Genomic DNA, 13,518 nt, shown 5'->3' with positions numbered 1-13,518 from the left:
TTTTAATATAGGAAAACCACCAGAGGACGGCTTCAACCGTTTACGCTTGCGTATGCTAATAGGCGCTGGCGCATAGCAGTAGGCATATTTCCTTGACGAAATTAAATTACTTATGTATCATTACTTACGAATAGTAACTACGGTGCCATACAAATAACGATTGATCTACCGCAGGAAAAAGAACGAAAGTGGTGTTAGTCATCAAAGAGGAAACACATCAGTCTGGCTTACTTCCCACAGAGAAGCAGCCGCTTGATTTTGAATTCGGCATTTATACGTTGGGGGATTTAAGCAGGAGTCCCGCCAACGGATTATTGGCAAGCCCGCGTGCTCGGATGAAAGAAATTGTAGCCGCAGCGATGCTAGCCGACGAGGCAGGCATAGACGTGTTCGGCGTAGGCGAGCATCATCGGCTTGACTTCGTTATATCCTCCCCTCCCGTCGTTTTGGCTGCCATTGCTCATGCTACAAAACGGATAAAGCTGACAAGTGCGACTACGGTTCTTGGCACATCGGATCCGGTGCGCGTATTCGAAGACTTTTCTACCTTGGATTTGCTATCCGATGGACGTGCTGAAATTATTGTAGGCAGGGGCGCGTACGTCGAATCTTTTCCGTTGTTCGGCTACGAGCTTAGCGACTATAAAGCGTTATTTCAAGAAAAGCTCGGCTTGCTGTTAGAGCTGAATGAACAAGAGAGGATCAATTGGTCCGGACGCTACCGTTCGGCTTTGATCAATGCAGAGATTGCGCCGCGTCCCTTCCAGCCGCGTCTGCCTGTGTGGGTAGGAGTGGGAGGCACGCCACAAAGCGCGGAGCTTGCCGGGCAATCAGGCACCGGGATGGCTCTCGCGATTCTTGGCGGCGATCCGGCAAGATTCAAGCCGCTTGTCGACGTTTACCGGTCTGCTGGCATTCATGCCGGTCATATGCAGGAGGAATTGCGGGTCGCCATTACAAGCCATGCCTATATTGCGGACACCAATGAGAAGGCCAGGGCTGAATATTATCCTTATTACGCGAATTACGTGAGCAGCTTCATGGGTGGACAAGGCAGGGGCGAGACGATGACCCGTGAGCAGTTCGAACTGCTTGCGGATCCGATGAGCGCGCTAGCGGTAGGCAGTCCCGAGCTCCTGGTCGAGAAAATTCTGGCTCAACATGAGCTGTTTGGGCATAATCGATTCATGGCACAGTTTGATATCGGAGGCATTCCATTCTCAAAGGTGGCCGCGTCCATCGAGCTGCTTGCCGTTAAGGTCATGCCCGTTGTTCGCAGGGAATTGCGGAAATCTTCCATGGATCGTGTGCGTTAATGCTATCTGCATCTAAACTGAAGGACTGCTGCAAGCCGTTATCGGCTAGCAGCGGTTCTTTTTTTGTTCATTGGCCGAGGGGTCCCATTTGGTTAGTTTTTTATTCGAAATTGGGCTCAATTCGTTATTCAAATTGCTTGGTTACCGTACTATACTCAGGTTGTCGGCAAGAAAAGCAGCTAAAGGAGGCCAACGCCATCACATTTATAGATCTATTAACGAACCCGGACGCGATTTTCGTGGAGCTGAATGAAGGCTGGGCTCGCGCTTCGTACCAAATGCGGGAATGGCATGCTGGAGAAGCAGTCATAACCTGCACATTGGAAGACGGAAGAATGCCCGTTCGGTTAAACGCAGGCCAGACACCGGTTAGACGACTGCATTTGCGATGGAACAGGGATCTTCAGAACGAGGTAAAGGTGCTAGGCGATCACTGGGAACGGGGATACGGTGATTTGGAATGGCGGGGGCTGGTGGCCGAGCGGGATATGCCATGGTATTTCTTGCTATCCGGGGATGGATTTACGCACGCTTACGGCGTGGAAACCGGTACGCATTCTTTTTGTTATTGGCAGGCAGACGCAGGCGGCATCAGTCTCGTCATGGACGTACGCTGCGGGGAAGAAGGCGTACTGCTGGGAGACCGCCAATTGGAAGCGGCGGTTATCGTGACGAGAGAAGGCTTAGCAAACGAGTCGGCTTTCCAAGCCGCAACCGCTTTCTGCCGCTTGATGTGCAAGCGGCCGATGCTGCCGCCGCAGCCCGTGTATGGCGGGAATAATTGGTATTACGCATATGGAAAAAGCTCAACGGCGGAAATGCTCGCGGATTCAGCGCGCGTATCGGCATGGGCGGCATCGTCGCAAAACCGTCCGTTTATGGTCATTGATGACGGATGGCAGCTATGCAGCGGAGGCGGAAGCTGCAACGGCGGGCCATGGGTGCCTAATTACCGGTTTTCCGATATGCAGAGGCTTGCCAGCGATATGAGCGATATCGGGGTTCGTCCAGGCATTTGGTGCAGGCCGCTTCTCGTTGCGAACAGCGTGCCTTCACATTGGCGAAGATACGGCCAGCAGCTAACTGGCGTGTATTTGGATCCGAGCGTGCCCGAAGTGCTGGACTATGTGGGCAATGAAATTCGCAAGCTTCATGATTGGGGTTATGAGTTGATCAAGCATGACTTCTCCACCTTTGACATATTTGGCAAATGGGGCTTCGAAATGGGCACATCGCTTAGCAGCCATGGGTTGGCGTTCGCAGATCGGACGAAGACGACGGCGGAAATTATCGTTGCTTTGTATGAGCGAATCTCGGAAGCAGCCGGAGACAGCTTGATTATAGGCTGCAACACGGTTGGGCATCTTGCTGCTGGGCTCGTGGACATACAGCGGACAGGCGATGATACGAGCGGCAAAGAGTGGGAGCGAACGCGCAAGATGGGGGTTAACACGCTTGCCTTCCGCATGCCGCAGCATAATACTTTTTTTGCATCCGATGCGGATTGCGTGGGGCTCACGCAACATATTCCGTGGGCTTTGAACAAGCAATGGCTGGAGCTGCTGTCCGAAAGCGGCACGCCGCTGTTCGTTTCTGCCGATCCTCAAGCGGTTGGCCCCGAGCAGGAGGCTGCGATTCGCAGGGCATTCGAGCTAGCCTCCAAGCCTAGGCAGCCAGCAGAACCACTCGACTGGCTGAATGACCGCTGCCCGTCGCACTGGAACCTGTCCGGGGAGGAAAGACGTTTTGATTGGTATTCGGATCGTGGTGTCCTGCTGAATGACCGTCCGGAAATTATTCTAAGGTAGAAGCAGCGCCGGCATGGAACGGTTCAAGCTCTAGCGGCGTCAAATAGCTAATGGTTGCCCGTTCCTTTTTGCGGTATGCGCCAGGCGTGAGGCCCGTCCACTTGGCAAACTGCCTGATGAAGCTTTGCACATTCTCAAATCCGATCCGATTCGCAATTTCATCAAGCGAGGTATTTTGCCCGGCGAGCATATGCATAGCCTCCTGTTGACGAATAATGGACAAATATTGGCGCGGTGACATCCCGTAGGTTTGTTGAAAGATGCGCCCGCAATGCCTGCGGCTGATATTAAGCTTCGCTGCAATCGTTTCCAGCCAATTCGTAGATGCGGATGAGGCTTCCGTTTCATTGAAAGAACGGAGAAGCGCTTCGATTTCCTTTGCGATCTGTTCGGCCAGCGGTTGTTCTGCTTCTGAATGACCGGCATGCCGAAGCGTTGGCTGCAAATGATCTTCCAAATGAACGAGCATGGCATTGCAGAGCATGAAAATGCGGTGGCTGGAGGCCTTTTGCTTCAAACAAGCCAACAGTTCCGCTAGAAGCGGGTGAAGCAATTGGTTAAGCGGATGGCCGCTTGCATACAAATATTCGCCGCTTTCACGAAAGGCTTGCAGCAGCCTGTGATCCACATTTTGAATATGAATGACAAAATAGCTCATTTGCGCCTCGGCGCTGAAATCATGGAGCTTCATCGGAGGAATGAGCAGGATATCGCCTTCTTGTTGAAGAATCCGCTCTTGTCCGATGTTCGCTGCTTGGCAGCCAGAGAGGACCATATTGATCTCCAGCATGCGGTGATGCAGATGACGTTGACATAGCGGTCCTTGACCAACCTGATAGGTATGCATCCCATAAAGGAGAAGCTGAGCCTTGTAATTGGGAAAGGATTGATTAGAAGTTAAGGATGGGCTGCTCATAATGCCTCCTTCATAGACGGTATTGTTGTTAAATATTATCCCTCCAGAAGCCTTAGCATTGCAACTATTCAACCGAGAGGACACATGATGTGATGAGAATTGTATTAATTGGAGGCGGGAGCTTCGTATTTGCTCCTACCGTACTAGAAGATGTGATCGTGAAACACCGATTATCGAATTGCGAGCTAGTGCTAGTCGATCCGAATATGGAGGCCGCCGGAGCAATGGCTGCAGCAGCTAAGCGTATAGCGGGCGAGCTGCAGGTTGCCATCGAAGTCACGGCAACAACCCAGCGGAGAGAAGCGCTGAGCGGTGCCCATTTCGTCATTGTATCTGCGTCTGTGCAAGGTGCGCGCCGCTGGCAAATCGATTATGAAATCTTGTCTGAGCTGGATATGGAAGACCAAGCCCGGGAATGCGGGGGAATAGGCGGGCTGATGAATGCTTTTCGCTCCATTACGCTGCTGATGGACATTTGCCGCGATATGGAACAATTATGCCCAGAGGCATGGATTCTCGATGTGACGAATCCGATGCCCCGTGTCGTTACCGCGGTTGAACGATTCACTTCGATTCGGATCGCCGGTTTTTGCAACATTGCGCACCGGGGACCGGAAGGGTATGCATTCCTGCCGCGGCTGCTTGGCAAGTCGCCTTCCGAGGTTTCGATCGTGTCTGCAGGACTTAACCATTTTGCGTGGGTGCTGCAAATCGAGGATGTGAATTCCGGAGAGGATCTTCTCCCGGCAATGAAGGCATATGTGGAGAGGGATAGCTGGCCAGAGCAGGATCGGGAGACGCAGCGCGAGCTTCGAATAATGAAACGATGGCTGAATGCGTACGGAGCCATTGCTGCAGGGCATGTCGATCATCATGCGGAATATCTACCGGTCCAGGCAGATATTCATTATACGACGAGCCCGCCTTACCATGGTTCTGCTGCCGACCGCAGCCGGAGAATGGAAGAGCTTCATGCGATTGGCTCAGGCATGCTTCACTGGGATATTTTGTTTGACCATGGCAGCTGGGAGCACCCTGTCAGTCTGGCGCTTGCGATCCATAATGGGAGTTTCACCGCGTTTAATATATTGAATGTGAGAAATGCAGGGGCTATTCCCGGGTTGCCCGCGGAGCGTATTGTAGAGGTGCCCGTTACCGTTTCGGAGGGTAGGATTTACCCGCAGTCGGTTTCTGTGTTTCCATCGGCCCTGCTGGAGCTTTGCCGCAAGATCTCGGACGTCCACGAGCTCGTTGCCGAAGCAGCAGTCACCGGCAGCAGGGCGATTGCGAAGCAAGCTATCGATGCAGACCCGGCAATCACAAACAAAGCGGCGGCTTACGTGGCGCTGGAGCGGATGCTGGAAGCGCATGCGGATTTACTGCCTCAATTCCGAACTTCTTAATTACGAATGCCAAGCCGTAACCCTATCGGAAAGCCGCCGTCCCCTAACTAGGAACGGCGGCTTTTTTGGATGGCTTATGAATAAAAGGCAAACCAATAGCTGAAATGGCGTTGGTGATGGTACAATAATAGGAAAACTGACAGATAAGGGAGAGGCGCATGAAGGCTTCCAAACTAGATGAGTTAAGACAAAGCATTGACCAATTGGACCAGGAAATGATTGGATTGCTCGCAAAACGGTTTCAATTGACGGAAGAAGTGGGTATTTATAAGGCAACCCACAAGCTTGCTGCTCAGGATTCAAATCGCGAACAGCAGCAATTCGACAAGATAAGGCGTCTAGCCGAGAGCAGCAAGCTCGACGGGGAGTATGCTTCCGTTATATATCGCTGCATGATGGATTTAGCCATTGCTAGACACAAGGAAATTGAGCAAGGCCTTAAGGAAAGCTCGACAATCGTCTAAATCGCATGAGCGACTCCGCCGTTTATTTCATATAGAAAGGAATGGTAACGTTGATCGTATACGAGAAAGAGGACTCATATATCTGCATTGCGCAGCATGACCATGCCAGAATTTCTGGCGACCTTGTCACCGCTTGGGCGAATGAGCTGTTCGTCAGCGGGGATAGGAGGGAGGAGCTTAACCTGGCAGCGTATGAGCATGATAGCAGCTGGATTGAGCTTGACCGGATTCCGCTTTGGAATGATGCGGTAAGCGCCCCGTTCTCGTTCCGTGACTTTCCTGGGAATATACGTTTCGTGTTTTACTCCAAGGCGCTCGACCGCCTGCAGGAGAAGAGTGAATATGCAGCGCTGCTGGGCAGCATTCTATACACAACGCTAGCCGAAAGATTTCGCAACGAAGATACGATCTCGTTTGTTGAAGGCGAATTTGCCCGACAAAGCGACATATTGGAGAAATTGCAGCTGAATGTGAAGCTTCTTCAGGAGCATGCCAAAGCGCTGCTGCTTTGCGATGAGCTATCCTTGTTTGTGTGCATGGAGTCGCCGGGGACGCCTCGAGAGCAGTATGAGTGGTTTGCTGAGGGGTTTCCGTATTGGTTCGACCGAACGGGCGGAACGAGCTTGATCGCGGAGTGGAAGGGCGAAGAAACGATCGAGCTGGAGCCCTTTCCGTTCAGCCGAATGGTTGAAACGACGCTTTCCTATAAAGAAGTAAAAAAGAAGGAAGCAGCAAAGCTTGGCATTTCGCAAGTCTATCAATTGTCTGAGCTTCGCGAACACTCGATCCGGTTTGCCCCGAGAGCGTGAGGATTGAAAGATTTTTTGAAAGAGGCTTTTCCCGCTGGGAGGGAAAAGCCTCTTTCTTTTTATTTGACCGGACCCATGGCACCGATTTTCAGATCTACCTTCACATTAAATTCAGCGCGTGCGATCGCGTCGCCCCATTCATCCTGGACCTGCTTAAAGTTTTCGTATTGAAAGGCTCTTGCATATACGCCTAGACCGATCGGATCAATTTTATTTTTTTTGAATTTTTTGATAATCCCTTCGATCTGGTCCTGCACGAGTCCAGAAACCTGTTTTTCTAGCGGTGCCGAATCTTGAGCGACATTGATCGGAAAGAGATGCTCCGAGAGGCCGACCGTCATTTTAATGTGAATATCGAAATTGAATTTATTGTTACGGTAGGCGGTTTTAATTTTAGTTTTCACCTTTCCGCCTGTAAAGCTCAGCATGTTGGTTGCGAACGGCCCCTTGACTGGCTTGCCAGGAATGAGATAGGAGAGGCTGAAGCCGGGATCGGCTTGCTTCTGCATGATGTTGAGCAGGATGGTTTCCTGAGCATTCAAGGACATTTTATATTTGCCATACTGGTTTAATAACGCGCTTCCTTTGAGTTGAACCTGATGGTTGGCTACCTTGACCTCGGCAATGTAAGGCGTGACGCCCTTGTCGATAAACTGCCGGTGGAGCTCTTGCGCGGTCGTGGAATAGGTTTCCGACTTTCTGGTTTTTGTATCGACCATGCTTCGAAGCAAAATAGGCAGTAGCGGCTGATCGGGCGGATTCAGGTAAAGAAGCTCTTCTACCGAGCCATCAACCGCGATGATGCGGTCGGTGATCGTATTGCGGGCATCGCGAAAGATAACATCGAGCATGCTGAACCAATCATTGTATTGGAGCAAGCGTCTGCCGAGTAAAATGACTTGATAGTTTCTCCCTTGGACAGAGCCTGCCGTGTGCGAATCTTGAATCGCCTTGGATTGGCGCAGCGACTCTGCCCGACCGGTTATCTCCTGGCTCTTTTTCTTAATGTTTTTGCTGAAGACGGGCGCGGAGGAATAAAAATGAAATTTTCCATTCTCATCCATATCCATGCCGAGTGCTAGCGGTGTTGAAGCGTTCTCCAAAGTTAATTGGTCTCCGCAAGCGGATAAAGCGAAGCAAGCGGCAAGCAATAGGAACGACTTCATGGAAAGATGTCGCCATTTCATAGGGATTTCCCCTTGTGCATCTGTTTATATAACGTCATGTATATGAGCAATAGGCTCGGCAATACGTATTCCATGCCGATGCCGAACCAGGTCAGCCAGTGCTGCAGCTTATCGCTTTGATTGAAGGTTGGCACGAAGAAAAAGGTACCTATGATAAGTATGGCGCAAAGGATGCGAAGCGGATTGCGATGACTGCCTAACCCGAAGATAAGCCTCATACAGTATGAAACGATGTACAAGGACGGTATCCAAACGAGCGAGAATACGAACAAATAAAAAGAAATAAACGGGACTTCGATCCGCTCGATAAACCGGAATTCGATCGTCTTGAGTATGCTGATAATCGGGTCATTATACAGCAGGCTCTCGTTGGGGCTGTAATAAATGAAGCAAATGATCGTAATGAAGAGATAAACCGAGAACGTAACGGCATTGGAAAGAAACATGGCTGACGCCGCTTTTTCCTTGTTTTTCAAATAGGGGTACAAAATAAACACGGCAGTGAGTCCGAGTGTAGGATAAACCGTTTGTTTGACTGCATATAACACAGGCAGGAAGCCTTCTTTGAGGAAAGGCAATAAGTTCAGCCAATGGGCGTACTTCAGCGTGAATAAATAAACAAAGGGCAGCCAGCAGGAAATAACGGCAACGAGCTCCGCATATCTGCCAATGATTCGCGGCCCGCCTAAGGCGACCTTATACGCGGGGAATAGCATAAGCAGCATAAGCACATAAGACTGCGTGTTCGGCATGAGCCAAATTTTCACGATGAGAATCGCGCGGACTAAGCCGTCATACATCAAATGGAAGAAGTAGAGGGCAATTACGAGTGCGAAAGCCTTGCCGATCCATTTGCCCATAATGGCGGAAATGGTTTCGATTAACGTTTTTTCGGAACTGTTCCTCATTACCGAGACGATAATATAGCTGCATACGATGTTAAGGGCAAATCCAAGAGGCAGAGCCATCCAGCCGTCAGAACCAGCCGCCTCCGCTAGTTTTCTGGGCAGGGAAAGCACGGCAACGCTAATCTGGATGCCTGAGATGATGAAGACAAATTGCATGAACGTTATGGAGTTTTTGTCCGTTTGAATCAAGGCTGTTCCTCCTGTGGATTGCTGGTGGCTTGACGTCTATCTTGCTTGGAAACGGTGCTTTTGGGGCGCTTGTCCATTAACCAAAGCGGCAGCCGCACAAGCGTGTCCCTCCAGTCCGCGAATCTAACCGGAGCGAGTGGAATGCCATAAGGCATGCCAAGCGATTTGAGCGTAAGCAGATGAGCGATCATGGTCATTAAGCCGACGATGATTCCGACGAACCCAAATAGCGATGCCAGCACCATTAACATGAAACGTATCAATCTTACCGCGGCAACCATATCATAGTTCGGCAGAATAAAAGAGGATATCGCGGTGAACGCCACGACGATTACCATAACGTTGCTAATCAAGCCTGCCTGCACAACCGCTTGTCCGAGCACGATACCGCCTACGATGCCGACTGTCTGGCCGACGGGAGCAGGCAGCCGTACCCCGGCTTCGCGAAGCATCTCCAGCGTAATTTCCATGATAATGGCTTCCACGAACGGAGGAAACGGAACCTGCCCGCGCGATTCTCCGAGGGTGAGCAGCAGCTTCATCGGAATGATCTCGAAGTGGTACGAGGCGACGGCGATATAAAATGCAGGCAGAAACGTAGCGGTTAAAAAGGCAAACATCCGCAGCAGCCTCAGAAACGTTGCGATAGACCATCGGGTACTGTAATCGTCAATGCTTTGGAAATAAGAAAAAAAACTTACGGGCGCTATAAGCACGCTAGGCGAGCGGTCCACGACCACGACGCATCTACCTTGCAAAAGCTGGGAAGCGGCAGAGTCAGGACGCTCGGTCAGAACGAATTGCGGAAAGAACGAGAAGGGATTATCCTCAATGAGCTCGGATAATTCACCCGTATTCAGAATGACGTCCACATCGACCTGCTGAATCCGTTTCTCCATGGCATGTAGCAGGTCGACGTTCATGACGTCAGCCAAATAAAGGATCGTTACGTTCGTCTGCCCGCGCTCTCCGACCACTAGGCGTTTCATTTTCAATTCCTTGTTCGGGATATAGCGCCGAATCATCGCAATATTTAAACCGCTAGTCTCCACGAAGCCTTGATGGGCGCCTTTCAGTGAAGCTTCCATCTGAGGATCCTCGATGGCTCGCTGCGGCCAGCCGCCTGTTCCGAGCACGTAGGCATAATTTCGCCCATTAATGAACAATACGCTGTTGCCGTGCAGCACTGATGATTCGAGCTGCAACAACACCGTTTCCTTCTCGATATGGCCTACCGACATCATAAGCTCGTCGCCGGGTTTGCCAGTTTCCGAGAAGTTCTGAAGAGGCTGCAGGACACCGTTATTGACAGCCGGCCTGTCTGTAAGCCCGTCGATATACACTAAGACAGCCAGCTCATTGGTTTGCGTAATCGTAAATTTGCGAATAATTATATCGGATGTATTCGAAAATAAGAGTTGAATACGTTGGATGTTTTCATCGAGATTGGAGCTGATGACAGCAGCTAGGTCAAGTGTGCCTCCTTTTGATTGATCAACCATCGCGCATCCTCACCGTCCCGTGTTCTCATTCTTATTGGTTTTTTATTTTGCCACGGTTTTCCATGGTTATTCAGGCAAAAAAAATACCACCTTGCAGCTCGGCAAGGTGGTATTTCTGTGGATTCATGAAAACATGCGAATGATGCGTATTGCCTAGGTGCCTGCTTTAAACAAAGTCGCAATCGAGCCGCCTTCGGTAATGATTTTGATGGCAGTGGCAAGCAGCGGTGACATAGGCAGCACAACGAACTTATTGGACCGTTCTTCTCCGATATCGATCGTATCGGTGATGACAACCTCGCGAATGTTCGGGTGGTCAAGCTTCTCGAGCGCATTGGCCGAGAAAAGGCCATGCGTCGCACATATGTATGAATCATGCGCGCCTTTTTTCTTAAGCGCCTCTACTACATTGACGATCGTGCTTCCCGTGTCAATCAAGTCTTCAATAATAATCGGCGTCATGTTTTCTACATCGCCGATTATATGCGTGATCTCCGATTGATTGTGCGCAGGCCGGTTTTTAATCATAATGGCAAACGGGCAATCCAGCAGGCCCGCAAGCTTCTCGGCTGTCGTGGCCCGTCCCGCATCCGGAGATACAACGACCGGATTCGTAATCTTTTTCTCTCTTAAATATTCGATGATTAGGTCCAGCGCGGTTAAATGATCGACGGGAATATCGAAAAAACCTTGAATCGGATCGGCATGCAGGTCGACGGTAATGATCCGGTTCGCTCCGACAGTCGTCAGGACATCCGCAACGAGCTTAGCCGATATCGGTTCGCGAGGCGCAGATTTTCTTTCCTGCCTTGCATACCCGTAATAAGGCATGACGATATTGATCGTTTTGGCTGAGGCCCGTTTGGCGGCATCGATCATGACAAGCGTCTCGATCAAATGCTCGTTGACAGGATGCGAAAGCGATTGGACGATAAAAACATCGCAGGTACGGATGGATTCTCCGTAGGAAACGTGTATTTCGCCGCTTTGCTGCCTCGAAATCGCAACATTGCCGAGCGGAAGATCCAGCTCCCTGCACAATTCGGCGGCCAGCCTTTCGTTTGAGGTGCCGGAAAATATTTTAACCTTTTGCATGTGTTCCTCCTTAAAGATAAACAAAATTCATCAGATTACGACAGTCTTTGCTCAATCATAACAAACAAAGCAAATGAGAACAAATATTTCGGTTATTAATCTCGGATTGGCGTGCTTCCTGATGTATTGTTTGATCAAACGCCGTTTTTCCAAGTTAAGAGCGTGCTCAGACGATGGCAAGACTGAGGAATGGAAGGGCAGCTCGAAAACGGCTCTGTTTTTGCATAAAGGGCAGGTGTATAATGGTTGCTAAGAAGGGGGTGGGGGCATGTCCGCAGAAATCAGAGCTTATGAGCTAGTAGCGTTGAAGGAGATCGCCGAGACGCTGAACAGCACGAATGATATGGATGAAATGCTGAACGACGTGCTTGCCAAGCTGCTTCAGGTAACAGGCTTTACGACAGGCTGGGTGTTCATGATGGACAGCCACAGCGAAGAAATATGCGTAGCTACCCATAATTTGCCGGAAGGTCTGCGAGCTAACAATCAGGAAGTGATGTGCGGCTCCATGTGCTGGTGCGTTGAGCGCTTCAAGCAGAACAAGCTGGAGCAAGCGGTCAATATTATTGAATGCTCGAGAATTACATATGCGATAAACAATGAGCTTGGCGATACCGAGGGCATCTCTCATCATGCCACGGTACCCCTCCACGCAGGGACGGATCGATTCGGCCTATTAAATGTTGCTCAGACAGGCAAAAGCCATTTCTCCGAGGAGGAGCTGGCACTGCTTCAAGCCGTGGCTTATCAAATCGGCACGGCGATCAAGCGGATTCGGCTCTATCAGGTGCAGGAGAGGCATGCGCTGCATTATGCCAAGCTGGGCGATGTCATTCAGCGAATAAACGCGATTCAAGATATTAACAACTTGCCGCTCCAGGCTGTCAGACATATCGGAGATACGTTCAGTTGGCAGCACGTCTCGCTGTTTATGTATGAGCAGCAGCAATTGTCGCTGCGGGCGACATATACGGATAAGCATGTGAAGAAAGAATGGCTGACGCTTGAGCTTGATCAAGGCGGGACAGTCAGCACGGCGTTCCGCGAGAACCGAATCGTAACCTTATCGAATTGCCATCAGGTGCCGAGCTCATCCTTGTCATCGATCGGTATACCGCCTTTTTCATCCGCTGTGGCCATTCCCCTTCGGATCAGGAGCAGGCCGATTGGCGTCTTATTTATTAGCAGCGAGCTAGGCAGGCAATTTGACGATTATTTGGAAGATTTTTTATATTCATTAGGTGATCATTTCACGCTTAGCGTCGAGAATCTTCGCGTGTACGAACAGCGGCGGGAGTTGGCACGGATGGAGGAGAGGAACCGGATGGCACGAGACCTGCATGATTCCGTCATTCAGAAAATCTTCTCGTTGTCATTTCTTGCCAAAGGCGCGGAAACCGTACTTGCCGGCAAGGAGCCGATCGTCGAACGCTCGCTTCAAGAAATCAGGCAGCTGTCCCAAGAAACGCTAAAGGAAATGCGAACGCTGATCTGGCAGCTTCGACCGGCCGGCTTGGAGCATGGCTTGCTCACGGCTTTGAAGCAGTATGGAAAAAACATGGGATTAACCGTCTATGAGCATGTGGAAGGCGTGCGCGAGTTGCCCCGAGCGATTGAAGAAGCATTCTGGCGAATTGGGCAGGAGGCTATGAATAACGTAAAGAAGCATGCCGATACAGAAACCGTCCATGTGCGGTTAATGAAGTCCGAGCGGCTTGCCAGCATTGAAATTATAGACAAGGGACGAGGTTTTTCGCCGGAGAAGCGCAAGGGCAAGCTGACGATGGGGATGCTAACCATGAGGGAGCGGGCTGAGACGCTAGGCGGCGAATTGTCCATTACGAGCATCAAGGGACGTTCGACCAGCGTAAAGGCTGCGATTCCGGTCACGACCGAAACAGAAATGTGGAACGAGGAATGA

The 13,518-nt window shown here is 50.6% G+C and carries 11 protein-coding genes; 6 read left to right on the top strand and 5 right to left on the bottom strand.

Annotated features, from left to right (window positions below; all coding sequences use genetic code 11):
• The first annotated feature begins 200 nt into the window (after positions 1-200).
• Complete coding sequence (locus tag AC0YN3_RS29550; protein ID WP_475778534.1) at positions 201-1,316, top strand: LLM class flavin-dependent oxidoreductase; 1,116 nt, start codon at positions 201-203, stop codon at positions 1,314-1,316.
• A gap of 239 nt (positions 1,317-1,555) precedes the next feature.
• Positions 1,556-3,124, top strand: a complete 1,569-nt coding sequence (locus AC0YN3_RS29545; RefSeq protein WP_475778491.1) for an alpha-amylase family protein — start codon at positions 1,556-1,558, stop codon at positions 3,122-3,124.
• Here the strand turns inward: AC0YN3_RS29545 and AC0YN3_RS29540 are convergent.
• Positions 3,111-4,040: a helix-turn-helix domain-containing protein gene (locus AC0YN3_RS29540; RefSeq protein ID WP_475778490.1), complete on the bottom strand. Its 930-nt coding sequence runs from the start codon at positions 4,038-4,040 to the stop codon at positions 3,111-3,113. The genes AC0YN3_RS29545 and AC0YN3_RS29540 overlap by 14 nt on opposite strands.
• A gap of 92 nt (positions 4,041-4,132) precedes the next feature.
• Here AC0YN3_RS29540 and AC0YN3_RS29535 point away from each other — a divergent pair, with 92 nt between their 5' ends.
• The 3 genes from AC0YN3_RS29535 (at position 4,133) to AC0YN3_RS29525 (ending at position 6,716) form a co-directional block, all read left to right on the top strand.
• Entirely contained in the window at positions 4,133-5,443 is a 1,311-nt protein-coding gene (locus AC0YN3_RS29535) for a family 4 glycosyl hydrolase (RefSeq protein WP_475778533.1), read from the top strand.
• Positions 5,444-5,601: 158 nt separating this feature from the next.
• A complete protein-coding gene (locus tag AC0YN3_RS29530; RefSeq protein WP_475778489.1) occupies positions 5,602-5,907 on the top strand; it encodes a chorismate mutase in 306 nt (101 codons plus the stop codon).
• Positions 5,908-5,957: 50 nt separating this feature from the next.
• Complete coding sequence (locus AC0YN3_RS29525) at positions 5,958-6,716, top strand: DUF3891 family protein (protein WP_475778488.1); 759 nt, start codon at positions 5,958-5,960, stop codon at positions 6,714-6,716.
• Between the two features lie 59 nt (positions 6,717-6,775).
• On the opposite strand, the gene AC0YN3_RS29520 is transcribed toward AC0YN3_RS29525, so the two are convergent.
• The 4 genes from AC0YN3_RS29520 to AC0YN3_RS29505 form a co-directional block, all read right to left on the bottom strand.
• Positions 6,776-7,903 (bottom strand): Ger(x)C family spore germination protein, encoded by a 1,128-nt coding sequence (locus AC0YN3_RS29520; RefSeq protein ID WP_475778487.1) that lies wholly within the window; start codon positions 7,901-7,903, stop codon positions 6,776-6,778.
• On the bottom strand, positions 7,900-9,000 hold the full coding sequence (locus AC0YN3_RS29515; RefSeq protein ID WP_475778486.1) for a GerAB/ArcD/ProY family transporter: 1,101 nt from the start codon (positions 8,998-9,000) through the stop codon (positions 7,900-7,902). Before AC0YN3_RS29515 ends, AC0YN3_RS29520 begins: the two co-directional genes overlap by 4 nt.
• Complete coding sequence (locus tag AC0YN3_RS29510) at positions 8,997-10,502, bottom strand: spore germination protein (RefSeq protein ID WP_475778485.1); 1,506 nt, start codon at positions 10,500-10,502, stop codon at positions 8,997-8,999. The genes AC0YN3_RS29515 and AC0YN3_RS29510 overlap by 4 nt, the downstream gene beginning before the upstream one ends.
• Positions 10,503-10,655: 153 nt before the next feature.
• A complete protein-coding gene (locus AC0YN3_RS29505; RefSeq protein WP_475778484.1) occupies positions 10,656-11,597 on the bottom strand; it encodes a ribose-phosphate diphosphokinase in 942 nt (313 codons plus the stop codon).
• Positions 11,598-11,865: 268 nt separating this feature from the next.
• Here AC0YN3_RS29505 and AC0YN3_RS29500 point away from each other — a divergent pair, with 268 nt between their 5' ends.
• On the top strand, positions 11,866-13,518 hold the full coding sequence (locus AC0YN3_RS29500) for a GAF domain-containing sensor histidine kinase (protein WP_475778483.1): 1,653 nt from the start codon (positions 11,866-11,868) through the stop codon (positions 13,516-13,518).

The sequence above is a fragment of the Paenibacillus sp. J22R232 genome (assembly GCF_056269165.1).
Note: the sequence above shows the minus strand (reverse complement) of the source record. Positions and strands in the feature narration are given on the sequence as shown.